Source organism: Mycobacterium sp. IDUB_21, assembly GCF_055419425.1.
In genome coordinates this window covers 21,787-46,450 of sequence record NZ_JBVAXQ010000010.1, presented here as the reverse complement: position 1 = coordinate 46,450, position 24,664 = coordinate 21,787, and the positions used below count along the sequence as shown (strand labels likewise).

Here is a 24,664-nt window from a genome sequence, read left to right as displayed (position 1 = left end):
ATTCAGCTCGTGTCGTCTTCGGTTTCGCGGGGATCGTTCCTACTCATCGACCGACTGTCAACTCGACCTCCCCCGACGCGGCTTGATCGGCACTGCACGGCTGGTCGGTATCCACCGCGAGGACGACCTGGACCAACTCGCCCAGGGCACGCGCCAGGTGGCTGTCGGCCAGCGCGTACCGGACTTGCCGGCCCTCATAGGTCGCGACGACCAGCCCACAGCCCCGCAAGCACGACAAATGATTGGACACATTCGATCGCGTCAACTCCAGGCGCGAAGCCAACTGGCCGGGATAGCAAACCCCCTCCAGCAGCGCCACCAGGATCCGGCACCGCGTCGGATCGGCCAGCGCCCGGCCCAATCGAGCCAGCGCCGATTCCCGTATCTCACATGTCAGCATGGACCAAACAGTACAGTCAGTGCTGTTATAACAGCAAGGGCTGCAGTGGCCATCCACCCAGCGACGCCCAGGGTCAGTCATCACCTGGTCACGTAACTGCTTCCATTACGGCGAGGACCGGATGCGCTCGGTTGGTGTATTTGAGGCCGGTCATGATCCCGGCGTCTTGGTGGTAAGTGTTGTGACAGTGGATCATCCAGATAAATCGGCCCGACATGTCCGGAGTCTCTGGACATGCCGGGGCGATTCAAGGTTCTGGTAGGTCGTGCGCAGGGTCTGCCGCCGGGCGGGGTGGCGTGGGGCCTGAGGAGCAGCTTGATACCCTGTTGACCCACCGCCAGGTCTCGCATCCAACACGTTCCGAAAACGGCCGATACGCGTTCCGGCGCTCAGGGATGAACCGCAGCTACCAGCACGATGAGGGTTTTCAACACGTCCCCGGGGGCGGGGGACCTGTGTGAATAGGTGTTGGAAACTCTAGTGGATCGCCGGAGATGCCGAGTGCGCGGTGGTGGTGGCGCGCCGGGGTAGCAGCCATCGGCGCGAAGCGCCGCCACGACTAGCAACGATCATGCATCGCGTCGAGACCGAATTTTGCAAAGGCGAAACCGGCGCTGCGCGCCTGGCCCTGGGCCGAGCCCACCCAGTTCGCCAGAACCGAACCCGACTGGCCTGTCTGCCGCACCGAATCACCCTCGTGGATATCTCAGCCGCTACAGCGGCAGTCGCGTCCCCAGCGTCGTGCGGGTCCATTGGGTGGTTACCGTGGCAGCGGACGGTTGTCCCGCACGCCCCGGTAGATCCCGCGTCGAACGATCCACGGCTGCAACACCTGCTGCACGAACCACGCCGGAAATCGGAACGCGTAGCCGGTCGGTGCGAAGACCTCTAGTCCGTTGGGTTGCACACCGAGCACCGAACCCCAACGCCGCTTCGGTGGCTGATAGCTGCGCAGGGGTCGGCCGGCGAAATCGGCCCGGATGTTGCGGGCCAGCAACCCATCTGCCCGGTTACGAGCCGAGCTGCGCAGTCGGTCGGTTGCCGCGACGTCTCCGATGGCGAACACGCCTTGCTGGCCGGGCACCCGCAGCTCAGGCGTCACCCGAACGAAGCCGTCTTCGTCGAGAAGTTCCGGTGGCAGCCACTCGGTGTTGGGTCGGGTCCGGCCTATTGCCCAGAGCACGGCGGCGGCGCTGGCGGGCGGCTGGCCGGTGGTCCACGAAACGGGATCGCTGGTGATCCGGTCGCACTCGAAGCCGTCCGGAATCTGTGCTCGGTGGCCGGGATGGCACACCACACCGGCGTCGCTCAACCTGCGCCGGACCACCGACCAGACCCGCGGGTGGTGATCCAACAGGGGACGGTCTGCGGGGTAGTAGAACTCCACCTGCTTGTCCGGCCAGGCAGTGGCGAGATTGGCGGCACTATTGACCGCCGCGGCCCCGCCGCCGATCACGATCACCGATTCCGCCGCCGCCAAACGGCGATGGGCGGCACGCAGTTCAGCCTCGATCTCGTCGGCGGATTGCAACGCCGGCTGCCGCCAGAATCCGTTGCGGACACCTGTCGAGATGACCAGAGCGTCATACGCCACGGTTGCCGGGGAGCCGTCAGGTCGCAGAACTGACACGCTGCGAGCGACCAGGTCGACACCGGTGAGAGTGGCGTGCATCGTGGTGATCCGGTCCAAGCGGTGAAAACGGTCGAACGGAACCCAGTAGTCACGTGCCCAGTCCGCGGGACGGGCTAACCGCAGCCCCAGTTCCTGTCCGCTCAGCAACGCCGGTTTGGCCGAGATGCCGACGACTTCGGTGTGGCGGGCCAGCCGGATCGCGGTGAGCACACCGCTGTCGCCGAGCCCCGCCACTACGACACGTTTGCGGCTCATGTCGCGACTCGTCGGGGCGGGCGTGGGAAGAACCGCGGTACCCGATCGATCACGTCTTGATAATCCGGCCGGCGCTGCAGGCTCCGAGTCTCCATCATCGGAATGCTGACAGCGATGAACATGACCAGAATCGCCAACGCGCCGAAGAACATCCACCAGGAGTCGGCGGGAGCCGCGGCGACACCGAACAGGGCGCAGGCCAGCCAGAAGCCGCATTCCCCGACGTAGTTGGGATGCCGTGACCATCCCCAGAGTCCGCGGTCCATGGCCGCGCCGGCCGGCCCGTCCCGGACGAATCTGCGCAGCTGCACGTCGGCGACCAGTTCCACCGACACCGCCGCAAGACCGAGAACGAAAGCGACGGCAGTCAGCCAGACCAGCCCGCTGCCGGGCCGGGTCACCGCGACGTAGACCGGGAGCATTCCGGCGAACACCTGCATCGTCGGCACGAGGTGGATGCCGACCAGGTCCGCGGCGAATTCCCAGCGTCCGGCCCGCTGGCGCAGTATTCGGTAACGCCAGTCCTCGTGGTCCAGGCCGGCAAATCCCACTGCCCAGTTGCCGGTGAGGCGCACCGCCCACAGCACCACGACCACCGCGATCAGCGCGCACCGCAACTCGTCGACATGGGGACTGCTCCGCATCCACCAGTACAACATCAGCAGCGGCGGGGCGACGCTCCAGTAGGCGTCGTAGTAGCTGGAATTGCGGTGAAGCCGACTGAACGCGAACACGACGACCGTGGCCAACAGGTCGGCGACCAGCGTGTCCAGCCAAAGCTTCCCGGTGGCTGGCCCCCAGGCCAACCAGGCCGCGGCCACCCCGATCGCGACTGCATACGCCGCGCTTATGCGCCACAGTGATGCGGCTTTGCCCATCGTAGAGTCCTCACCTATCCAGCGGCTGCGGGAAGCGTCGCTGCGCTTATCGACGCCACGCCTTCGTCTCGGAGGGCACCGAGCGTCGAAGCGGGCAACCACCACGTCCAGCCGACGACGCTACCGGGAGAACTCGGCGCCGCAGTCACCCACGCCGTCCAAGCAGATGACGGCAGCGTGGTCAAGACCAGGTTCGAGTTGGCCGAATTGACGGCGGGGTGCTCTCGATCAAGATCATAGCAAAAACATGAAAGGGATCCTTCTGGACATCGAAGCCTTAGAGCCCCGTTGCGCAAGGCTTTTCGGCCGCCATGGTCTGCTTCGGGAGTGGTCCGGCCAAGGTGCCCTGTACTCGAAGACAGTCACGCTGGCGGGCTGTTACACGGACTTCGTCGCTCTCGGTAAGGCCGCGTTGCGGACGCTCGCCGAGATCCACGGCATTGAGTTGGCCGAGGGCGACGTGGCGGCCCTGACCCACGCGATGGCCAACATGCCGGCGTATCCCGATGTTGCTCAAGGGCTCTCACGACTGTGCGACGACGACTACCGGTTAGTGGCGCCTCGCTCGGATCGCGAGACCCTGGCCGTGCTGCCCTAACCGTTATCGACGCCGCGTTCGCCCGGGGTGCCGGGAGTACCGTCGTCACCTCCGCTGGTGCCATCGCCGCCGTCTCCGCCGGTTTGATCGTTACTGCCGGTGCCACCGACGCCGCCGGCGCCGCCGGCACCGTCGCCGCCCGGGCCGACGAAGCCGCCGTTGCCGCCCATGCCGCCGGTGCCGCCGGTGCCGCCGGTCGTCCCGACGCCACCGGTCCCGCCGACCGCACCATCGCCGCCGATGCCACCCGGGGAGCCGGTAGCGCCGGTGCCACCCCAACCGCCGGTGCCGCCGTTGCCGCTGGTGGTGCCCAGGCCACCGGCCCCGCCGGCCGCGCCATCACCGCCGGTACCGTCGCTGCCGTAGCCGCCGCCACCTGAGCCGCCGCGGCCACCGTTGCCACCGTTGCCACCGTCGGTGCCGTTGCCGCCAGCGCCTCCGTCCCCACCGTCACTGCCGGTCGCGGAGTTGTTGTCGCCGCCGTAGCCGGCGTCACCACCTGCGCCGCCCAAGCTGCCGGCGGCGCCGTCGCCGCCGTCGCCGCCTACGCCGCCGGCACCGCCCACGGCGCCGACGCCGACGCCGGTGCCGCCCTGCCCGCCGTAGCCTCCGCCGCCGCCACCGCCGACGAAGCCACCGGCTGGGCCGACGGTCCCGCCGGTGCTGTTGCCGGCGTCGCCGCCGTCGCCGCCGGCGCCGCCAACGCCGCCATCTTGGGCTGCGCCGCCACCGCCGCCGCCGCCCCCGCCACCACCGTCGCCGGCGTCGGTGGTGGTGCCGCCGTTGCCGCCGGCGCCGCCGGCGCCGCCGACGCTACCGGTGCTGCCGTCGGTTCCGCCGGTTCCGCCGGTGCCGCCGGCAGCGCCGGTGCTGCCAAACCCACCGGGACCGCCGGGAGCACCGGATGTTGGGGTGGCGCCATCGGAACCGTTGCCCCCGTTACCACCGTCGCCGCCGCGACCACCGATGCCATCGTGGCTGCCGTCGGTGTTCAGGTAATGGGACCCGCCGCCGCCTCCAAAACCACCCTGAGCAGCAGTGCCGGCGCCCGCGCCGGCGCCGGTGGCATTACCCCCGGCACCGCCGGCACCGGCATCGCCTCCGGCGCCGCCGCTGAAGCCGCCGAAACCGCCGTAGCCGCCGTTACCGCCTTGGCCGCCGTCGCCGCCGTTGCCGGTGCCGCTCATGTTGCTGGCACCGGCCGCGCCGTCGCCGCCTTTACCGCCCGCGCCGCCGTTGCCGTAGTAGTCGCCGGCACCACCGTCACCGCCGTTGCCGCCGGCTTGCCCGGTGCCGTCGGCAAGGGTGACACCCTTGCCGCCGTTGCCGCCGGCCCCGCCGTCACCGCCGTTGCCGGCAGCACCGTCCGCGCCATTCGCGGCGCTTGTGTCGTCAGGGCCGAATCCGCCGGCCCCGGCGAGTCCGCCGTACCCGCCGAACCCGCTGTCCCCGCCGTTGCCGCCGTTTCCGGCCACATCGTTGGTGCCTCCGTCGGCACCGTTGCCGCCGTTGCCGCCGCCGCCGGCGTTGCCGCCTGCCCCACCGTTGCCGCCGGTCCCGCCGGCGCCGTGGTTGCCGGCGGGGCTGTTGGCAGTCGTGCCGCCGACACCACCGGCACCACCGCCACCGCCCATGCCGCCGTCGCCGCCACCACTACCGTCGGTGCCGTCGGCGCCGTCTTCGCCGGGCGTAATGCCATTGGCGCCATCAGTTCCGCTGGCGCCGGCACCTCCGCGGCCGCCATCGGCGCCGATGCCGCCGGCGCCGCCGTCACCGTTAGAACCGGTGCTGCCGTCACTGCCGAAGACAGCCGCGCCGGTGCCCCCATTACCCCCGTTACCGCCGTTACCGCCGTCCGCACCGGTACCGCCGGCACCGCCGGTGCCGCCAAGGGCGTCCGCAGAGAGCGTGTCGGTTCCGGCACCGCCGACCCCGCCGTTGCCGCCGTTGCCGCCGGCCCCGCCGTTGCCGCCGTTGCCGCCGTTGCCGAGCCACAGCGAACCGGCGCCCCCGTCACCGCCGTTGCCGGCGTTGCCGCCTGTCTGGCCGTTGCCGCCGTCGCCGCCGTTGCTTGCGGGGCCGGTGCCCGCGTTCCCCGCCGAACCGTTGGCGCCGGTGTACCCGGCTCCGCCGTTGCCGCCGTTGCCGCCGTTCCCAACCGCTCCTATACCGAAAATGTCTTGGACATGGCCGGCGCCGCCGCCGCTACCGCCGTTGCCACCGTCGACAACTGTGTCGTCAACCAGGCCGCCGGCTCCGCCGTCGCCGCCCCTGCCGCCGTTGCCCATCCACTCGCCGCCGGCGCCGCCGTTGCCTCCGTCGGCGCCGAGTCCGCCCGCTCCGCCGTCGCCGCCGTTGCCGATACCCCCGGCAACTCCGCCGTTACCGCCGGCCATACCCGGGTCGTTGCTGGCGTCGTAGCCGTTGCCGGCGTCGCCGAAGAACAATCCCCCACCCTGACCGTCGGGGTCGCCCATCGTCCCGTCGGCGCCGTCGCAGATCAGGCCACAAAAACCCGGCAGGATCAGCGGCGCGAACAGCTGGTTGATGACGGGATTGATCGCCTGACCGAGCGGGCTGTTTATGTAAGCCTCGAGGGCCGAGTGCAGCGGCAGGTAGAAGTCGGTCTGGAACGCCGCAGCGACAGAGTTCGGATCGCCTGCTGCGGCGATCCCCGGCAGAGCAAACGCAGCGGTATCCACCTCGGACGAGCCGGTAGAGCCGAAGCCAAGATCGCTCATCAAAGCATCCCAGCCAGCATCCCCGGTCGGGTCGACGGCGCCCGCCGCGGCGCCGGGGTCGAAGAGGTCGACAAGCCAGTCCAACCCGAACACGTCGGCGTTCGCAGTCGGAGCTAGAGCCAGCGGGGTCAATCCGAACGCCAGGAATGCACTGGCAGTCGTTCCGAGACCGGCTACGCGGCGGCGGCGGCGGCGTGTCTGAGTCTGACGTGACGTGCGATGCCGCGTGCTGGGGTGCTCAGCCATGGTCGGTCTCCTTAAAGCGGCGCGTACGTTGTTGGGTTTTTCATGTGGAAGATGTTCGAACAGCCAAAGCGTGACTTAAGTCTTTGCTCGCTTTACCGAAATGTCAATATTTTTCGAGAAGTCGGCGTTGTCGCGTTTCTGCTGGGCTACTGCCGAGAGGTGATGTGTAGCTTCGTTGTTGATGACCGCGCCTGGTTGGCGTCTAGTCCGATCGGGACTTAGAAACTTCTTAACATCGGTCGCGCCAGCCGATGACCCTCACCCAGGTCGTCGCCGGCAGTGAACAACTGTCTGCATGGCGCTACTTCTCCCTGCCTGTCCTTCCATCCCCGCCGAAGCTCGCATTAGTCAGCAGCGTTTACTGCTGCTGTCTTTCGATGGCGGCGGTGGTTACCGGAACAGGTGCGAAATCGCGGAGGGTCAGATGGTGCGCGCGAAGCGCGGCGTCACCGCGGCCGCGGCCGCGGCCGGGTCGGCGGCGGTCTGGCTGGGCAGCGTTGACGTAGGGTGTGAATGTCGTGGGATCAGGTGGGCGATGGGGCCGAGGGCGGCATGGAGGACGAGCGGCGCGTTGATCTAGGGGTGTCATTGTTCATCCCGTATCGGTACACCGAGGACCGGATTTTCCGGGCCCTGCAGGATGCCGGGTTCGACGACTGGACCCTTGTCCAGTGCCGGGTGTTTCAGCGGATCTCCCCGGACGGTTCGCGCCTCACAGACCTTGCTGAACAGGCGCAAATGAGCAAACAGAGTGCCGGCGTGCTGGTCGATCAACTGGAACGTTTGGGCTATGTCCGCCGGGTGCCCGACCCCACAGATGGCCGCGCCCGGCTGATCGTGATCGAGCGACGTGGCCGACGGGCGGTCGAGGTGGCCATGGCGACGCTCGACGAGATCCTCTCGGAGTGGAAGGCCTATCTGGGCACCCGCAACTTCACGTTGTTGCAGCAGATCCTGGATCAACTCCGCGAGATCACCGACCCCTACGCGGATAAACCCGGCCGGGCCGAACAGTCCACCCGCGATTCGCCTCTGCCATGAGGCGCCGGGTCGATGGGTGCCGGCGGTCTTCGGCGCCGTCTTAACCGTAGTCAGAGTCACTGACTAATATCATCAAGAGTTCTGCTGGTCGGGGTCAGGTGCGCCGTGCCCGGCTCCCAGATGTCGGACACGATGGTGAATTCTTCAGTCGGCGACGGTGACCTGAAGTCGTGGCTTGTCGCCGTCACCGGGCTGCGCGACGCGGTCCCAGACCGCATCGACCATCGGCTCCAGCAGCAGCTCGCCCATCTGGCGCACCAGCACCCTGACGATCTGGGTGGACTGCCGGCGTTTGGTCGACGCGTGGCCGGCCTTGCGCAGCGAGGTGATCTCGCGCTGGGTCAGCTCCACCACCATGTCAAGCAGGCGTGTCTGGTCAAGGGAGGGATCCAGCAGGGCGCGCCGCATGTAGTTCACCACGGGCGGGTTGACGGCCAGCATCTCGCGGACCGCCTCATCGCGAGCCGCCCCGATCTGGGTCGCGGCGCCGTCGGTGGGCGCCTCGGCGATTGCGTGGGCGAAGTAATCGACCACCAATTGGTCGACGGCCTGGCGCAGGCCCTCCTTGGTCTTGAAATGATGCTGCACCAGGCCCAGGGTGACCCCGGCTTCGGCGGCGACGGCACGCAGCGAGACCCGGTCCTCGCCGTACTGCGCGTACAGGTCCAGCGCCGCGTTGCGGATGCGCGCCTTGCCGGTCAGGTCCTGATCGGTCACGCGGGGATTAACCATCTCGCCTCCATCTAGCCGTCGGCTCAGCCTAGTCGACCTTACGATTGCACTTAGGACAATACAAATGTATTGTTCCATTCGGATTGACGGTAACCACCGGGGAATGCGCAGCGCCTACGCCGACAAGACCACCGCAGAGCTGGAAGTCATTGCCGCCCAAGCCGATATTCCACTGAACCGAGTGAGGTAACCATGTCCGAACTGTTTCCCGACTACCGCGCGACCTGGGAGAGCGACCAGCACCGCGAGCTGCGCAAGCACGCGGCGGAGTTCTTCCGCAAGGAGTCGACCCCGAACCAGGAGCGCTGGGCCGCGCAGCACCAGGTCGACCGTGAATTCTGGAACAAGCTGGGCGATGCCGGCCTGCTCGGCGTAGACCTGCCCGAGCAGTACGGGGGAATCGACGGTGACTTCGGGCTGTCGGCCGTGGTCGCAGACGAACTCGCGCTGGCCGGCGATGCGGCGTCCGGCTGGATCGTGCACTCGCCGATCGTCGCGCACTACATCAACACCTACGCCAACGATGAGCAGAAGCAGCGCTGGATGCCCGGCATCATCAGCGGAGACAAGGTGCTCGCGATCGCCATGACGGAACCCGGCACCGGATCCGACCTGCAGGCCGTCAAGACGACCGCGGTTCGCGACGGCGATCACTACGTGATCAACGGCTCGAAGACCTTCATCTCCAATGGAACCCACTGCGATCTGCTGGTGATCGTCGTCAAGACCGATCCGTCCCAGGGCGCGGCCGGGGTGTCTTTGATCGTGGCCGAAACCGACGACGAGTTGGCGGGATTCCAACGCGGACGGGTGCTGGAGAAGGTCGGTCAGCACGGCCAGGACACCCGCGAACTGTTCTTCACCGATATGCGGGTGCCGGTGACCAACCTGCTCGGTACCCAAGAGGGCCTCGGTTTCTATCAGCTCATGGAGCAGTTGGCGCGTGAGCGCCTCATCATCGCCTCGACGTGCGCGGGCATGGCAGAGGCGGCGGTACTCGAATCGATTCGCTACACCAAGGAGCGCGAAGCGTTCGGCAAGCCGCTGATCAAGTTCCAGCACACCAGGTTCGAGCTGGCCGAATTGAAGGCCGAGGTGCTCTCGATCAAGACCACCGTCGACTACTGCATCCAGTGCTACATCGACGGCAACAATGACCCGGCGACGGCGTCGATGGCCAAGCTGGTCGCAGCGGACAAGGCCGTCGACGTCGTGGATCGCTGCGTTCAGTTCTTCGGCGGATACGGCTACATGATGGAGTACCCGATCGCGCGCGCCTACGCCGCAGCCCGGGTGAACAAGATCTACGGCGGCACCAGCGAAATCATGAAAGAGATCATCAGCCGCTCGCTGTGAGCGGCGCGGGGCCCGACGGTCTTCGCGGCTAGCGCTCGGCCCGGTGTGACGTGCTCCGCGGTGGCCTCAATCGCCGCCCGTGGCTTTGGTTCGCTGATAGTAGCGACGCGCTTTCATGCGGTTGCCGCAGATGGCCATGGAGCACCACCGTGCCGTGTTGGGCTTGCTGCGATCGATCAGGAACATCTGGCATTCGGAATTGGCACACGGCCGAAGCCGTCCGGGGCTGGATATCCGTAACGCGTCCCAGGCGAGTATTGCGCGCGCGGCAGCTTGCGAAGTCTCGCGGGTGGTCATCGTCCAGGCGATGCCGCCGTCGGTCACGGTGGGGGACAGCCCGACGCCCTTGAGGAATGGCTGCAACGCCTGCGGGGTTCGGTCCCCGCGCACCACTGCCTGCAAAGCCGTCCGTACGTCGATGAGTTCGCGCAACTGCCCGTTGGTGAGCACGATGTCGTGCGAACTCAGCCAGGCCCCTGCCGTGGGCGGGTCGTCGAGTTCGTCGTGGGGCACGCCGTCGATGACGGGAGTGGTGTTCAGCAAGTCCAGAAGCAGCGCCTCATCACCGGGGCCGGCCGCAACCATCTCCATCTAACCTCCAAAATTCTATTGACAGGTTATCACGGTGCGTGTTTGACTCCTAACTATCAAAATCGAGTTAAGGAGTTAGACATGGTTGCTTCGGTGCACTACCACCACGCCACCGTCGACGGGCGACGGTTGTTCTACCGGGAGGCGGGCAGCGTCGACGCGCCCGCGATCGTGCTGCTGCACGGCTTTCCGACAAGCTCCTACATGTTCCGGGATCTCATCACCCGCCTGGCCGACGACTATCACGTCATCGCGCCCGACCACCTCGGCTTCGGGTACTCCGACATGCCGCTGGTGACCGAGTTCGACTACACCTTCGACAACCTCGCGGAGCTCACCCAAAAGCTGTTGGATCAGCTCGGGCTGACCCGGTATGCGATCTACGTGCAGGACTACGGCGCGCCGATCGGCTGGCGGCTGGCGCTGAGCCGGCCCGGATCCATCAGCGCGATCGTCACGCAGAGCGGCAACGGCTATGACGAGGGCTTCATCGAGAGCTTCTGGAAAACCGTCTGGGACTACCAGCGTGAACAGACCGCCGAGACGGAGGCGGCCATCCGCACGGCGCTGAATGTGGAGTCGCTCGCATGGCAGTACCTGACCGGTGCGCCCGATGAGTCCCTCGTCAGCCCCGACACGTGGACCCTGGACAGCGCGCTGCTGTCTCGGCCGGGCAATGACGAGATTCAGCTCAAGCTGTTCCGGGACTACGCCACCAATTCGCCGATGTATCCAGCGCTGCACGACTACCTGCGCAGCAGCGGAGTTCCGGTGCTGGCCGTCTGGGGACAGGGCGACCCGATCTTCGGCCCGGCCGGCGCCCAGGCGTTCGACCGGGACGCGCGCGACGCGCAGATCCATCTGCTCGACGGCGGTCACTTCCTACTGGAGACCGCGGTCGATGAAGTCGCCGAGTTGGTCAAGGCCTTTCTGCGCCGTACCGGCGGGCAGTGACCGTCATGGCCGCCGGCCCCCACCAATCCGACTTCATCGCCGCCGACCTGATCGATCTCGCGGAGAAACTGGCGCAAACCTTCGAAAAATAGCACGCACCAACGATATTCACAGGAGATGAAACACATGGCTACCACACCGACACCAGCCATCCCGACTCAACCCGCGGTGGTGCGGGAAGCCGCGGGCGGCCCGACCATGCGGGCAATTGTTCTCGACGGCTTCGGTGGACTGGACGCCCTGACCTACACCGACATCCCCAAGCCGCTACCGAAGGACGGCGAGGTCGTGATCGAGGTCAAGGGATTCGGGATCAACCACGCCGAGATGCACATGCGTCGGGGCGAGTGGGCCGAGGCCGCCGAGGTCAGCGGTATCGAATGCGTCGGCATCGTCGATGCCTGCCCAGGCGGGGAATTCCCGGTCGGCGCCAAAGTCGCGGCCCTGATGGGCGGGCTCGGCCGCACCATCAACGGCAGCTACGCGCGGTTCACCCGGGTGCGCGCCGACAACGTGGCGCTGATCGAATCGGACCTGCCGTGGGCGCAGCTGGCCGCACTTCCGGAAACGTATGCCACCGCGTGGACCTGCCTGTTCCGCAACCTCAACCTGAAGGCGGGGCAGACCATCGTGATCCGAGGGGCGACATCATCTTTCGGTCAGGCGGCGGTGAAACTGGCCGTGGAAGCCGGCGCCCAGGTGATCGCCACGACGCGCAACCGGAAACGATTCGACTTGCTCACCTCGCTGGGTGTCGGCCGTGCCGAGCTGGAGGTTCCCGATCTGGGCGCCCACATCGCCGAAGCCAAGCAGATCGATGCCGTGCTGGATCTGGTGGGCAACAGCACGATCCTCGACTCCCTGGACATGCTGCGCCGTGGCGGCACGGCGTGCTTGGCCGGCTGGCTCGGCGGACTGGATCCCATCGCCGACTTCAACCCGCTGTTGCAGATGGCCAGCGGTGTCAATCTCAGCTTTTTCGGCAGCTTCGTGTTCGGTACCCCCGGGTTCGCGCTGTCGGACGTCCCCCTGCAGGACATCGCGAACAAGGTCCGCGATGGTCGGCTGGATGCCAAACCCACGCACGTCTTCTCCTTCGACCAGATCCGCGAAGCGCATCGGGTCATGGAAGCCGGAGAAGCCGGCGGCAAGATCGTCGTGGTAGTCGACGGCTGAGACCGTGATTACCGGGAGCTGGTCAGATCGGCCGGCGGGGTCTTCACCAGCAGCGGGGCCGGGTCCTTGGACATCGCGAGCAGCCCGAGCAACCCGCGCATCACCAGCGGCCAGTTGCGCGGGTTGCGCAGGTTGAGCCCGCCGATGAGTTGTTTGAGCATTGACAGCGTGTCGAAGTAGATCCGCTCGGCGATCAGGTTCTCGCTCTCGTCGAACACGAAGTAGGCCGTCATCCTGGTGCGGTGCCGCGACCCGGTGGCCGGAATGCCGCCCAACGGACCCAAATGCGTGCCCAGCAGCCAGAACTCGACGACCACGGCGTCGGCGCTGTGCCGCAGCGCGATGATCTCGTGGTCCTGGTCGGGGAAGGCGATGCGGGTGTCGCGGTAGTAGTCCCGGACTTCGGCGTCACCGTCGTGCACGGTCAGTGTGGGAATGATCTCGTAGTGCGGGTGGGGAAACGTGGCCAGCACGTCGTCCCAGTCCTGGCGCACCTCGTCGTGGAAGTGGTCGAGGACGAGTTTCTCGCGCGCCCGCAGCACCTCGGCGGGTGGGACGGTGAAGCGGTCGGTCATGAATCCTCCAGATTGATTCACCCTGCTGTGCATCCGATCGTGCCGTGCGTCCACCCATTTTCGGCCAGAATGGGCCTGATCGCCGCTCCGGCCGGTTCACCGCGTCACGTTCGGGCGGGCTACCTCGTCAGTATTTGTAGCCCGACCAGGAAGGAAACCCTCATGAAGATCGCGGTTGCCGGCGGAACAGGCAAGACCGGGCGCAAGGTCGTTGATCATCTCCGCAGCCAGGGACACCAACCGGTGATCCTCGCCCGCGCGCACGGGGTCGACCTGATCCAGAACACCGGAGTCGACGCCGCACTCGACGGCGTCGAGGCCGTCATCGATGTCTCCGATTTCGCGACCATGAACGCCAAAAAGGCAAGGGCCTCCTTCGGCGCAGCGACCACCAATCTGCTGGCCGCCGCGCAGCGCAATGGCGTTCGCCACCACGTCGCGTTATCGATCATCGGCATCGATCGGGTGACCACCGGCTATTACCAGGGCAAGCTCCACCAAGAGGAAGTGGTGAAGGCCGGCACTGTTCCGTGGACGATCTTGCGGGCCGCACAGTTTCACGAGTTCGCCGGCCAAGTGCTCGCCCAGGTGCCGGGCCCGATCGCGCTGGTCCCGAAAATGCGCTCGCAACCCATCGCTGTCGACGAGGTCGCTGCCCACCTGGCCGGCCTGGCCACCGGCGAGCCCCAGCAGATGGCGCCGGAACTGGCCGGTCCCCGCGTGGAATCGGTCGTCGATATGGCGCGACAGTTGATCCGGCGCCGTGGGGAGCACCGTTTGGTCATTCCGCTACGGGTACCCGGCGCAGCGGGAAAGGCCATGGCCACTGGCGCACTGCTGCCCACCGGTCCCGGGCCGAGAGGCCGACAAACCTTTGCCGAATGGCTGGACGCCCTCACACAGGAGGACAAGTGAAACTCATCGTGCATCGCATATGTCTGATCTTCTTGACGATCGTCGGGGTCGGCGTCGGAGGGTGGGCGTACTTCGCTCCGTTGCACTGGTACAACACGTTTCCCGGTTTCGGGATGACCTGGCTGCCGGTACTCGGCCCCTACAACGAGCACTTCGTCAAGGATGTCGGTTCCATGTACCTGGGGCTGGCGGCCCTGAGCGCCCTGGCGCTGTATTACCTGGCCAACCGCGCCGTCGTCGTAGTCACTGCGATCTGTGTGTCGGTCTTCAACGCGCTGCACCTGATCTACCACCTCGGCATGCTGCACATGTACGGCCCACGGGACGCGGCACTCAACGTCGTCGCGCTCAGCCTGGTCCTGGTGGCGTCGCTGCTGTTGCTGGTGCCCGCCCGCAGTCCCGACGGGGGATAGCTCCCAACCCGGGCATAGCCGCGCCAAACCTGCGCGAGACCGGTCGGCGGCGTGCTTCACTACGCCATAGGACCGCGCCCGTTCCGGGCGAACGCATCAGGAGCCCCGAATGGCCTATGACTACGACGTGGTGGTGATCGGTTCGGGATTCGGCGGCAGCGTGGCGGCACTGCGCCTCACCGAGAAGGGCTACCGCGTCGGAGTACTGGACATGGGCCGCCGCTGGGCGCCCACCGATTTCCCGCCCAACAACTGGCACGTCCGCAAGGCCATGTGGGCGCCGAAACTGGGGTGCTTCGGCCCGCAGCGCCTGACGGTACTGGGCAAGACGTTCATCGCCAGCGCGGTCGGTGTCGGCGGCGGGTCGCTGATCTACGGCAACACCCTCTATGAACCGTTGGAGCGTTTCTACACCGACCCGCAGTGGGCGCATATCACCGACTGGAAATCCGAGCTCGCGCCGTACTACGAGCAGGCCCGGCGGATGCTCGGGGTGACGCCCACCCCGCACACCACCCCGGCCGACGAGGTGCTGCTGGCGGTGGCCCGCGACCTCGGAGTCGAAGACACCTACCACCCGACCAACGTCGGGGTGTTCTTCGGCGACGAGCCCGGCAAGACCGTCGACGACCCGTTCTTCGGCGGCGCCGGCCCGGCCCGCGCCGGCTGCATCGGCTGCGCGCAATGCTTCACCGGCTGCCCGCACAACGCCAAGAACACCACCGAGACCAACTACCTGTATCTCGCCGAACACGCCGGCGCCCAGATCCATCCGCTGACCATGGTCACCGATGTGCGGCCACAGGGCGACGGGTACGTCGTTTCCACGGAGCGCACCGGCCGGTGGATGCGCAAGCACAAGCGGGACCTCACGGCGGGCCAGGTGGTGTTCGCCGCCGCGTCGCTGGGCACCCAGCGGCTGCTGCACAAGCTGCGCGACACCGGATCGCTGCCGCATCTCTCGCCGCGCCTGGGTGAGCTGACCCGAACGAATTCCGAAGAGGTGCCGGTGGTGTTCGCACCCGACCGCGACGACTTCGCCCAAGGCGTGGCCATCACCTCATCCATCCACCCGGAGGCCAACACCCACGTCGAGGTGTGCCGCTACGGCAAGGGATCCAACCTGCTGTCGATGATGGGCACCCATCTGATCGACGGCGGGCCCTGGCGTCTCGCCCGGCTGATGCTGACCATCGCGCGCCACCCGGCGATGATGTTGCACAGCATGTTCCCGCGCAACGCCTCGGCCCATTCGATCATCATCCTGGTGATGCAGTCACTGGACAATTCGCTGACCACCTACCGCAAGCGCGGCCTGTTCGGCACCCGGATGACGACGAAACAGGGTGTGGGCGAGCCCAACCCGGACTGGATCCCGACCGCTCACGACGTTGCGCGCCGGATGGCGGAGAAGGTCGGCGGGTTCGCCGGCGGCACCTACCTCGACGCACTGAACATCCCGTTGACGGCGCACTTCATCGGCGGCTGCCCAATCGGCGATTCCGCGCACGACGGTGTCATCGATCCCTATCAGCGCGCCTACGGGCACCCCGGTCTGCACGTCGTCGACGGCTCGGCGATCACCGCCAACCTGGGCGTCAACCCCTCGTTCACCATCACCGCGCAAGCCGAACGCGCCATGGCATTGTGGCCCAACAACGGCGAGCCGGATCCCCGCCCACCGCTCGGGGAGCCCTACCGGCGCATTCCGCCGGTGTTTCCCCAACACCCGACGGTGCCCGACACTGCCCCCGGCGCGCTGCGGTTGCCACTGTCGCCGGCCTGACGCATCGGTCGCTGACCGAACGGAGCCGAGATGACCGGCTTACCCGGCACTCCCATTGACTGACCGAATAATTTGGTGGCCGAACGGGTACCCGGCTCCCGGCTGCAATTGGTGCGCCGGGGAGGGCCACCGTGTGGGTCCGGATGAGCGGAGGCCGTAAATGAGTGGAATCTTCGCGATGGCGAGCGCTGCTCTGCAGGGCGTCGGCTCCCTGGTCGGGTTCCGGAACGGAACCGAGGAACCTTCCTACACGGTCGAACAGCGAACTCGTGATGTGGAGATTCGCCGCTACGGCGAGCGAATCGTCGCTGAGACGATTGTTACCGGTGACGAAGAAGCGGCTCGCAATATTGGGTTTCGGCGGCTGGCCGGATACATCTTCGGCGGCAATCACTCCCGAACGAAGTTCGCGATGACTGCGCCGGTCGCCCAAGGCACTGCCTCCCCGGCGGGCGAGCGGATCGCGATGACCTCTCCGGTGGCCCAACAATCCGCCGTCCCGGGACAATGGGTAATCCGCTTCTTCATGCCGGCCGGCATCACCCTGGAATCACTGCCGGACCCCGACAACTCGGCTGTGCAGCTGGTGCGCTTTCCTGCTGAAACCATCGCGGTACACACCTTCGCCGGTGATCGCGGTCGTCGTGCGGTGGAAGCACACAGCGTGCAGCTGTTGAACGCCTTGAAGAAATTGGCTTTCCAGCCGGCCGGCGCACCGCAGGCATGGTTCTACGACCCGCCGTGGACCATTCCGTTGTTTCGCCGCAACGAGATTGCGGTACCTGTCACGAAAAGTAATTGACCCCAAGGAGTCACGTGCACATTTCTACCCTGCTGGGCACCGGTTCGGCGGTGGTCTGACCAACGCTGTAGGCCGAAATCGCCACCGTGCTGTCCGGACACATTGCGGTACTCAATCGCCGTCCGTAGCGGAACGGCCCAACAGATGCCGCAGCAACGGTTCGAGGTCGGGCATGCGGAACCGGTGCCCTGCATCGTACAAGCGCTCGGGCAGTACTCGCTGGCTCGCGCAGGCGAGTTCACGTGCACCTTGGTCGCCGAGTAGTAGTCGTGGCCCCAGCCGTGGGACGGGCAGGAGGGTGGGCCTGCGTAGCACTCGTCCGAGCGTCTTCGTGTACTCGTTGTTGCGCACCGGATTCGGGGCGACGGCGTTGACGGCGCCGGAGAGCCCGGTGTCCCAGAGGGCTCGGTGATAGATGTCGATCAAGTCGTCGATCCCGATCCACGGCAGCCACTGCCGGCCGTCGCCGAGCCGGCCGCCCAGCCCGGCGGAGAACAGTGGCCGCATCAACTGCAGTGTGCCACCGCGCGGTGATTGCACGATGCCGGTGCGAATCCGGACGACACGCTTGCCGGCCTGCTCAGCCGGGGCCAGTGCGTCCTCCCAGTCGGCGACGACGTCGGCGAGAAACCCGTCCCCGCGTTGACTGGCTTCGGTCAGCACATCGTCGCCGCGGTCGTAACCGTAATAGCCGACTGCTGATGCGCAGATCAGCGCCGACGGGCCGGCGGTGTTGCGGGCGACCAACTCGGCGAGTTTGCGGGTCGGCTCGATCCGGCTGTCCCGGATCGCACGCCGGTGCCCGGCGGTGAAGCGGCCCGCGATCGAGGCTCCGGCCAGGTGAATCACCGCATCGACCCCGGCCAACAGCTCACGATCCGGATCGTCGGGGTTCCATTGCCGCTCACCGGGATGGGCCGCGGCGCGCCGCTCCAGCCGGATCACCCGATGGCCCCCGGTGCTCAAGAACGCCGTCAAGGCCGAACCTACGAGCCCCGATGCGCCGCTGACCGCCACCGTCATCGGCCGCAGACCGTGTTCTTTGGCGCGCTGGTGGGCGGCGAGGTCGTCGGCGAGCTGGCGGTGCCGATAGACGAACATCGGCCGCAGCATCGCCCCGGGGATCGGGGTGTCGACGAGGTCGGTCATCCGTGTTCTGCCGTCACCGAGGTCGTCGAACTCGTGGGTGTGCCGCCATCTCATCACCAACCGGGTCGGAAGCGACGCCAGGCCACGGCCGCCGATCGCATCGACGAAACGCCGCGGCGGATCGTAGCCGCCGGGTTGGTGCTCAGCGAACCAGCGCAGCCCGCCCGGAAGAGCCAGTTCGGCCATGCCATCGCGCAGCGAATCGGATTCGGCGATCAGACGCATCCGCTGCCATGGCGGGTTCAGACGGCTGAAAGCCCCCGGCCTCTCATGCCAGGCGAAGACCTCGGCGCGCGGCGCCTGCACAATGCTGGAAAAAACCAGGCTCATACTTCGACGCTACCGGCAGAAACGGCGCTGTCAGCGGGTCGTCGTCAGGCCCGCATACCGGGCGAGGTGCCGGTCGCGGGAACCGAACTGGTACTCGATCGCGGTGAGCCGTTTGAAGTAGTGGCCCAGGGCCAACTCCTCGGTCATGCCCATCGCGCCGTGGGTCTGCACCGCACTCTGCCCGACGAATCGGGCGGCGCGCGCCACGGTGGCCTTGGCCGCCGACACCGCCCGGGCCCGCTCCGCCGGTTCGGCGTCGAGCTTCATCATCGCCAGATACTGTGCGGCGACAGCCTGCTCGACCTCCAGATACATGTCCACCATCCGGTGCTGCAACACCTGGAATGAGGAGATGGGCTGGCCGAACTGCTGACGCTGCTTGGTGTAGTCGACGGTGTCGGCCAAGACCCGCCGCAGGCAGCCCACCGCCTCGGACACAATCGCCGCCGTGGCCTCGTCCAGGGTGTGCTCCAGCGCCGGCCATGCTTGGCCTTCGTCGCCCAGCAGCGCGTCGGCAGGCAGGCGCACGCCGTCGAGGGTCAAGTCGGCGGCCTGCCGGTCGTCGATGGTGCGCAACGATTCCACACCGAGACCCGGTGCGGCGGCGTCGAAGTCGAGTAGGAACAGCGACAGGCCGGTGGTGTCGCGCTGTGCGCCCGACGTACGCGCGGTCACCAGCAGATTGGTGGCGATCGGCGCTGACGACACCGCGATCTTGGCGCCGTCGAGCACCCAGTGGTCACCGTCGCGGCGCGCGGTGGTGGACACGTCATGCCAGGTTCCCGCCGACGCCGGTTCCTCTGCGGCAACCGCAACGACGGCGTCTCCGAGTGCAATCCGGTTCAGTAGCTGCTCGGCCTGCGGGCCGCCGGCACGTTGCAGCAGCCCGCCGGCCAGCACGACAGTTTCGACGAAGGGTTCGATGACCAGCGCATGTCCGAGCGCCTCGGTGATGATCATCAGCTCGACTGCGCCCCCGCCGAGCCCGCCGACCCTTTCGGGCAGTGTCGCGCCCAGGATGCCCAGATCATCGGCGAACCCGCGCCAGATATTCGGCTGCCAGCCGGCACCGGTCTTGGCGGCCGCGCGGCTGCGCTCCAGGTCGTAGCGTTCGGCGAGGAACTTGCCGACGGTGTCGCGCAGCAGTTCCTGTTCGTCGGTGAACGAGAAGTCCATCTATAACCCCAATGCTGCTTTGGCCAGAATGTTGCGTTGAATCTCGTTGCTGCCGGCGTAGATCGTGCCGGCGCGGTCGTTGAAGTAGCGCAGCGGGGCCACCGCCTGCCACGGCTGGCCGCTGACGTAGCCGTCGGTCGGCGGGATGAAGTCGGGGACCGGGCCGCCGGGCATGGTGGCGTGCGGCTGGTAGACACGGCCGCGTGGTCCGGCCGCCTCCAGCGCCAGTTCGGTGATCGTCTGGCTCAGTTCGGTACCCAGAATCTTCAGCATCGAGGCCGCGGGTCCCGGATTGTGGCCCTTGGCGAGCGCGGCGATGGTGCGGAACTCCAGGATCTCCAAGATGTCAGTGCGAACCCGGGCATCGGCCATCTTCAGCTGGAACGCCGGATCGTCGGCCAGCGACGTGCCATCCGGTCCGGGTTGTCCCGCAGCCTGTTCGGCGACCGCATCCGCCCATACCTGCAGCATCGGGGCCATGGCGCCACCCCGCTCGAAGTTGAGCAGATACTTCGCGACGGTCCACCCGTCATCGATCCGGCCCAGCACGCCTGTCTTCGGCACCCGTACCGAGTCGAAGAACACCTGGTTCTGCACCTCCTCACCGGAGGTCATGACCAGCGGGCGGACTTCGATACCCGGTGTCGTCATGTCGATCAGCAGGAAGGTGATGCCTTCCTGCTTCTTGCCGGCGCGCGACGTGCGGACCAGGCAGAAGATCCAGTTGGCTTGCGCGGCGTGGGTGGTCCAGATCTTGCTGCCGGTGCAGATGAGATCCTCACCGTCATCAACTGCGGCCATGGACAGCGATGCCAGGTCCGAACCGGACTCCGGCTCGGAGTAGCCCTGACAGAAGAACACTTCACCGGTGAGGATCCGGGGCAGGAACCAGTCCTTCTGCTCGGTGGTGCCGAAGCCGATGATCGCGTGTGCCACCATCCTGATACCCATCGGGGAGAGTATCGGCGCACCCGCCAGCGCGCATTCGCGGCTGAAGATGTAGTGCTGCAACGGGGTCCAGTCACAGCCGCCGTATTCGACCGGCCATGCCGGTGCAGCCCAACCACGTTCGTGCAGGATCACCTGCCAGCGCATGCTCGCCTCATGATCGGCGTACACGCTCGTCATCAGCTGTCCGGCCCGACGGAGGTCCGAGCTCAGGTGTTCGTCGAGGAACGCGCGCACCTCGTCGCGGAACGTTGCCTCCTCGGGCGACCAATTGAGATCCACTGCCACTCCTAGGCGTAGGTCTTGCGCAACAGCGGTTTGATCACTTTGCCGCTGGCATTGCGGGGTAACTCGTCGATCAGCACGAGTTCTTTCGGGTGCTTGTAGCGGGCGAGCCGCTCATTGAGGAAGGGTTCCAGATCGCTCAGCGTCAGCGACCCCTCACCAGCGACAATCGCAACCGGAACTTCGCCCCACCTGTCGTCGGCTCGCCCGATCACGGCCGCCTCCCGAATCATCGGATGCTCGAACAGCACATTCTCCACCTCGGCGCAGTAGATGTTCTCCCCGCCGGAGATGATCATGTCCTTCTTGCGGTCGACGACGTAGACGAACCCTTCGTCATCGACACGCACCAGGTCACCGGAGTGGAACCAGCCACCGGCGAATGCCTCCGCGGTCGCCTCCGGCTTGTTCCAGTAACCCTGCATCAACGTCGGTCCCCGGTAGACGATCTCGCCGATCTCGCCCGGGGCCACCTCATTCATGTCGTCGTCGACGACCCGCGCCGCAATGGTCGGGATCACCTTGCCCACCGAGCCGAGCTTGCGGATCGCGTCGGCGCCGTTCAAGACGCAGGTGATCGGCGACATCTCGGTCTGCCCGAACACCGCGACGTTGAGCGCATCCGGGAACGTCTCCGCCATCGCCCGCAGCACGGTGTCCGACGCCGGTGCGGCACCCCAGCTGATCACCTCCAGAGCCAGATCCCGTTGCCGCACCGTCGGGTCCGCGCAGATCACCTGCCACTGCGCCGGAACCAGGAAGACCGAAGTGGCGCGCTCGCGCTCCCAGGCGTCAAGGGTCTCCGTGGCGCTGAACGCGCCGAGCGGGTGGATCACCGTCTTGGTGCCCAGCGCCAGGTTGGGCGCGATGCTGCCCAGGCCGGCGATGTGGAACATCGGTGCGGCGCAGAAATATACGCTGTCCGGGCTGGTCTGCAGGGCCTGGATGCAGGTCAGGGATTGGGCCTGCAGATTCGAATGGGAAAGGATGGCGCCCTTGGGGCTTCCCGTCGTGCCCGACGTGTACATGATCAACGCCGGAGTGTCTTCGGGGATGTCGGCACCGGGGTGTGGGGCTCCCGGCTCGGTGATGAGCGACTCGTAATCCTCGCCGAGCACGACGGCGACATCGAGCCCGACGGCATTCTTGCGGACCGCCTCGATCAGCGGCGCGAGCAGTTGGTCGGTGATGACGCCCCTGGCGCCGCTGTCGGAGACGATGTAGCTGATCTCGGGGTCGGTGAGACGGAAATTGACCGGCACGGCGATGGCGCCCAGCGCGTTGATCGCCAACACCGACTCGACGTATTCGGTGTGGTTGAGCATCACGATGAGAACGCGGTCACCGAATCTGATCCCACGACGGAACAGTGCGTTCGCGAGCCGTTCTGCGCGGTCGTGCAGTTGGTGCCAGGTGGTGTCGGTGTCACGGCAGCGAAAGGCCACTGCGGCCGGACGCATCTCGGCGTGGATCGCCACCTGATTCATCCAGTGGTTGCGGCGGGAACGCAAGGGCTGTGCGCTCATTCGGCGAACACCGCCTTTCGCTTCTGCAACATCGCCGTGGCGCCCTCGAAGAAGTCCGGCGAGCCCAACAGCTCCACCTGGCCGGCCTTCTCTCGGGCCAGTGCGGCGCCGAGGGAGGCCAGGTTGCTGGCGTTGAGCGCCTTCTTGGTCAATTCCAGCGCACGACGCGGGCCGTGGGCCAGTTTCTCGGTGGCCTTCTGAACCGTCGCGTCCAGCTCGGCGTCCGTCAGCACCGCATTGATCAGACCGGCATCGCGGGCGGCGGTCGCCGGTAGACGCTCACCGAGCAGCGCCATCTCGTTGGCCAGCGCGCGGCCTGCGGCGGCGGCGATCAGAGCGGTCGTGCCACCGTCGGGCATCAGCCCGATGTTGGTGAACGACAGTAGAAAGTAAGCGCTTTCGGCCGCATAGACCAGGTCGGCGGCAAGCGCGATACCCACCCCGACCCCGGCGGCAGGTCCGTTGACCCGAGCGATCACCGGCACCGGGGTTTCGGCGATCGCCGTGACCAGCCGGCCGGCGCAATCCATCACCTCGTCTGGCGTGACGCCACCGGCCGTCGCGGACAGGTCGGCGCCGGTGCAGAACGCCTTGCCCTCGCCGGTGATCACGATCGCCCGCACCGCGGAATCAGCGGCAGCTTCGGCGACGACGTCGCCGAAGGCCGTCATCGTGGCGTAGTCGATGGCGTTGAGCCGCTCGGGGTTGGTCAGCGTCACCCGCAGTATCCGACCGTCGCGCGTCGCGGTGAGTTTGGGGGAGGCGGCGTTCTCGGGCATGGTCAGCCCTCCACTTCGGTGAACCGGGTCTGCAACACGTCACTTCCTTTGTGGACGAAAACGTAAATTATGGTTAACTTATGGGCCTCGGACCGGACTGTCAACACGAGGGGGCGATCAGTGACCACCACTGCGGTGCGACGTCGCCCCAAGGACCGCAAGGCCCAGATCATCCGAGCCGCGGCGCGTGCCTTCAGCGAGCGCGGCTATCACGCGGTCGGCGTCGACGAGATCGCCGCCGAAGTCGGTATCTCCGGGCCTGCCCTGTACCGGCATTTCGCCAACAAGTACGCACTGCTGGTTGCCACCGCCGAGTACGCGGTGCAGACACTGGTGGCCGCCGCCCGCGCCGCCGACGAGCCGGGCCGGCCGGCGCAGGAACGGTTGCGCGCGATCGTCGACGCGCTGATCGAGACCACGATCAGCACGCGACGCGAGGGCGCGTTCTACCGGTGGGAGCGGCGCTACCTGCAGCCGGCGGACCGCAAGCGCATCCGCGGCAGCTACGACGCGCTGAACGCCGCCCTGGCCGAACCGCTGGCCGCGCTGCGCCCGGGGCTGCCCGCCGCCGACACCGCGGTCCTGGCCACCGCGGCGTTGAGCGTCATCGGCAGCATCTCGGCGCACCGAACCCGCCTGGCGGCCGTTTCACTGCAGTCGTTACTGGGTGAGTTGTGCTGGTCGGTGCTGACCAGCACGGCATTGCCTGCCGCGCCGACCGATCCCGCGCCACGGCGATCCGAACGGGGGCTGCCGAGCACGTCGAAACGAGAACGACTGCTCACCGAAGCCATTCGGGTATTCGGGCAGCGGGGCTTTTACGAAGCCAGCATCGAGGAGATCGGCACTGCCGCCGGCCTGCAGGGTTCCAGCGCATACCGCTACTACCCGAGTAAGGCCGCTCTGCTCGTCGCCGCGTTGCAGCGCGCCAGCGACCGGGTGCTGTTGGTCATCACCGATGCGCTGGCCGAGTCCAGCAATCCGCGTGATGCGGCGATCCGCATCGCCGAGCGCTACACCGCGCTGTCGTTCGCCGCGCCCGACCTGATCAACATCTACTTCGCCGAGTTCGCCAACCTGCCCGAGCGCGACCAGGCACACCTGCGCGCGCTACAACGGCAGAACGTCGACGAGTGGGCCCACCTGCTCGGCCAGGTCGGGTCAGCCGAGACCGAAGCGGTGTTCCGGGTCCACGCGGCCCTTGCCCTGGTCGTCGATATCGGGCGCCTGGTCAATTTCGACGACACCGACGAGCAACGGTCCCGGGTCCACGTGTTGATGCAGGCCGTGCTTTTCGGTGGTGAGCAACGGTGATTCAAACGGGGCTGGATACGATCGCGTCGTGACCGCCTCATCGTCAGGACCGCGTGCCGTGACCG

At 66.9% G+C, this 24,664-nt stretch carries 23 protein-coding genes; 10 read left to right on the top strand and 13 right to left on the bottom strand.

Features of this window, described 5'->3' with window-relative positions; translation table 11 throughout:
• Window positions 1-43: 43 nt before the first annotated feature.
• The 4 genes from cmtR to ACZYY4_RS15510 all read right to left on the bottom strand — a co-directional run bounded on the left by cmtR (window position 44) and on the right by ACZYY4_RS15510 (window position 3,166).
• Entirely contained in the window at window positions 44-400 is a 357-nt protein-coding gene (gene cmtR / locus ACZYY4_RS15525) for a Cd(II)/Pb(II)-sensing metalloregulatory transcriptional regulator CmtR (RefSeq protein ID WP_463810894.1), read from the bottom strand.
• Window positions 401-488: 88 nt separating this feature from the next.
• Entirely contained in the window at window positions 489-617 is a 129-nt protein-coding gene (locus ACZYY4_RS15520; RefSeq protein ID WP_463810893.1) for a multicopper oxidase domain-containing protein, read from the bottom strand.
• Between the two features lie 543 nt (window positions 618-1,160).
• The gene (locus tag ACZYY4_RS15515; RefSeq protein ID WP_463810892.1) at window positions 1,161-2,288 is read right to left on the bottom strand and encodes an FAD-dependent oxidoreductase; all 1,128 of its coding nucleotides are present in this window, start codon (window positions 2,286-2,288) and stop codon (window positions 1,161-1,163) included.
• Window positions 2,285-3,166 (bottom strand): DUF1295 domain-containing protein, encoded by an 882-nt coding sequence (locus ACZYY4_RS15510; RefSeq protein ID WP_463810891.1) that lies wholly within the window; start codon window positions 3,164-3,166, stop codon window positions 2,285-2,287. The genes ACZYY4_RS15515 and ACZYY4_RS15510 overlap by 4 nt, the downstream gene beginning before the upstream one ends.
• Window positions 3,167-3,413: 247 nt before the next feature.
• Here ACZYY4_RS15510 and ACZYY4_RS15505 point away from each other — a divergent pair, with 247 nt between their 5' ends.
• Complete coding sequence (locus ACZYY4_RS15505) at window positions 3,414-3,764, top strand: HAD family hydrolase (protein ID WP_463810890.1); 351 nt, start codon at window positions 3,414-3,416, stop codon at window positions 3,762-3,764.
• On the opposite strand, the gene ACZYY4_RS15500 is transcribed toward ACZYY4_RS15505, so the two are convergent.
• Window positions 3,761-6,751, bottom strand: coding sequence for a PGRS repeat-containing protein (locus ACZYY4_RS15500; protein ID WP_463810889.1), 2,991 nt, complete (start codon window positions 6,749-6,751; stop codon window positions 3,761-3,763). The two genes, ACZYY4_RS15505 and ACZYY4_RS15500, sit on opposite strands and share 4 nt — an antisense overlap.
• A 552-nt stretch (window positions 6,752-7,303) precedes the next feature.
• Here ACZYY4_RS15500 and ACZYY4_RS15495 point away from each other — a divergent pair.
• Window positions 7,304-7,792, top strand: a complete 489-nt coding sequence (locus ACZYY4_RS15495; protein ID WP_463811027.1) for a MarR family winged helix-turn-helix transcriptional regulator — start codon at window positions 7,304-7,306, stop codon at window positions 7,790-7,792.
• A 144-nt stretch (window positions 7,793-7,936) separates the two neighbouring features.
• On the opposite strand, the gene ACZYY4_RS15490 is transcribed toward ACZYY4_RS15495, so the two are convergent.
• A complete protein-coding gene (locus ACZYY4_RS15490; protein WP_463810888.1) occupies window positions 7,937-8,524 on the bottom strand; it encodes a TetR/AcrR family transcriptional regulator in 588 nt (195 codons plus the stop codon).
• 192 nt (window positions 8,525-8,716) lie between these two features.
• On the opposite strand from ACZYY4_RS15490, the gene ACZYY4_RS15485 reads away from it, so the two are divergent.
• Window positions 8,717-9,880 (top strand): acyl-CoA dehydrogenase family protein, encoded by a 1,164-nt coding sequence (locus tag ACZYY4_RS15485; protein ID WP_463810887.1) that lies wholly within the window; start codon window positions 8,717-8,719, stop codon window positions 9,878-9,880.
• 66 nt (window positions 9,881-9,946) lie between these two features.
• Here the strand turns inward: ACZYY4_RS15485 and ACZYY4_RS15480 are convergent, their stop codons facing one another.
• The gene (locus ACZYY4_RS15480) at window positions 9,947-10,471 is read right to left on the bottom strand and encodes a CGNR zinc finger domain-containing protein (RefSeq protein ID WP_463810886.1); all 525 of its coding nucleotides are present in this window, start codon (window positions 10,469-10,471) and stop codon (window positions 9,947-9,949) included.
• A gap of 81 nt (window positions 10,472-10,552) precedes the next feature.
• Here ACZYY4_RS15480 and ACZYY4_RS15475 point away from each other — a divergent pair, with 81 nt between their 5' ends.
• Both ACZYY4_RS15475 and ACZYY4_RS15470 read left to right on the top strand, forming a co-directional pair.
• Complete coding sequence (locus tag ACZYY4_RS15475) at window positions 10,553-11,425, top strand: alpha/beta fold hydrolase (protein WP_463810885.1); 873 nt, start codon at window positions 10,553-10,555, stop codon at window positions 11,423-11,425.
• A 126-nt stretch (window positions 11,426-11,551) separates the two neighbouring features.
• Window positions 11,552-12,601: a zinc-binding alcohol dehydrogenase family protein gene (locus tag ACZYY4_RS15470; protein ID WP_463810884.1), complete on the top strand. Its 1,050-nt coding sequence runs from the start codon at window positions 11,552-11,554 to the stop codon at window positions 12,599-12,601.
• A gap of 8 nt (window positions 12,602-12,609) precedes the next feature.
• On the opposite strand, the gene ACZYY4_RS15465 is transcribed toward ACZYY4_RS15470, so the two are convergent.
• On the bottom strand, window positions 12,610-13,176 hold the full coding sequence (locus ACZYY4_RS15465; RefSeq protein WP_463810883.1) for an ester cyclase: 567 nt from the start codon (window positions 13,174-13,176) through the stop codon (window positions 12,610-12,612).
• Between the two features lie 69 nt (window positions 13,177-13,245).
• Between ACZYY4_RS15465 and ACZYY4_RS15460 the strand changes: the two genes are divergently transcribed.
• The 4 genes from ACZYY4_RS15460 (at window position 13,246) to ACZYY4_RS15445 (ending at window position 17,092) form a co-directional block, all read left to right on the top strand.
• Window positions 13,246-14,091 carry an SDR family oxidoreductase gene (locus tag ACZYY4_RS15460; protein WP_463810882.1) on the top strand — a complete coding sequence of 282 codons (846 nt, stop codon included), beginning with the start codon at window positions 13,246-13,248 and terminating at the stop codon, window positions 14,089-14,091.
• Complete coding sequence (locus ACZYY4_RS15455; RefSeq protein ID WP_463810881.1) at window positions 14,088-14,504, top strand: hypothetical protein; 417 nt, start codon at window positions 14,088-14,090, stop codon at window positions 14,502-14,504. Before ACZYY4_RS15460 ends, ACZYY4_RS15455 begins: the two co-directional genes overlap by 4 nt.
• A 109-nt stretch (window positions 14,505-14,613) precedes the next feature.
• Complete coding sequence (locus tag ACZYY4_RS15450) at window positions 14,614-16,290, top strand: GMC oxidoreductase (protein ID WP_463810880.1); 1,677 nt, start codon at window positions 14,614-14,616, stop codon at window positions 16,288-16,290.
• Between the two features lie 178 nt (window positions 16,291-16,468).
• Window positions 16,469-17,092, top strand: a complete 624-nt coding sequence (locus ACZYY4_RS15445) for an SOUL family heme-binding protein (RefSeq protein ID WP_463810879.1) — start codon at window positions 16,469-16,471, stop codon at window positions 17,090-17,092.
• A gap of 111 nt (window positions 17,093-17,203) precedes the next feature.
• Here the strand turns inward: ACZYY4_RS15445 and ACZYY4_RS15440 are convergent, their stop codons facing one another.
• The 5 genes from ACZYY4_RS15440 to ACZYY4_RS15420 are packed head-to-tail and all read right to left on the bottom strand — an operon-like array spanning window position 17,204 to window position 23,285.
• On the bottom strand, window positions 17,204-18,571 hold the full coding sequence (locus ACZYY4_RS15440; protein WP_463810878.1) for a TIGR01777 family oxidoreductase: 1,368 nt from the start codon (window positions 18,569-18,571) through the stop codon (window positions 17,204-17,206).
• A gap of 30 nt (window positions 18,572-18,601) precedes the next feature.
• Window positions 18,602-19,747, bottom strand: coding sequence for an acyl-CoA dehydrogenase family protein (locus ACZYY4_RS15435; protein ID WP_463810877.1), 1,146 nt, complete (start codon window positions 19,745-19,747; stop codon window positions 18,602-18,604).
• A complete protein-coding gene (locus ACZYY4_RS15430; protein WP_463810876.1) occupies window positions 19,748-20,977 on the bottom strand; it encodes an acyl-CoA dehydrogenase family protein in 1,230 nt (409 codons plus the stop codon).
• A gap of 8 nt (window positions 20,978-20,985) precedes the next feature.
• Window positions 20,986-22,506, bottom strand: coding sequence for a fatty-acid--CoA ligase FadD5 (gene fadD5 / locus ACZYY4_RS15425; RefSeq protein WP_463810875.1), 1,521 nt, complete (start codon window positions 22,504-22,506; stop codon window positions 20,986-20,988).
• A complete protein-coding gene (locus tag ACZYY4_RS15420; protein WP_463810874.1) occupies window positions 22,503-23,285 on the bottom strand; it encodes an enoyl-CoA hydratase in 783 nt (260 codons plus the stop codon). Before ACZYY4_RS15420 ends, fadD5 begins: the two co-directional genes overlap by 4 nt.
• A gap of 69 nt (window positions 23,286-23,354) precedes the next feature.
• Here ACZYY4_RS15420 and ACZYY4_RS15415 point away from each other — a divergent pair, with 69 nt between their 5' ends.
• Window positions 23,355-24,599, top strand: coding sequence for a TetR/AcrR family transcriptional regulator (locus ACZYY4_RS15415; protein WP_463810873.1), 1,245 nt, complete (start codon window positions 23,355-23,357; stop codon window positions 24,597-24,599).
• The last annotated feature ends 65 nt before the right edge of the window (window positions 24,600-24,664 follow it).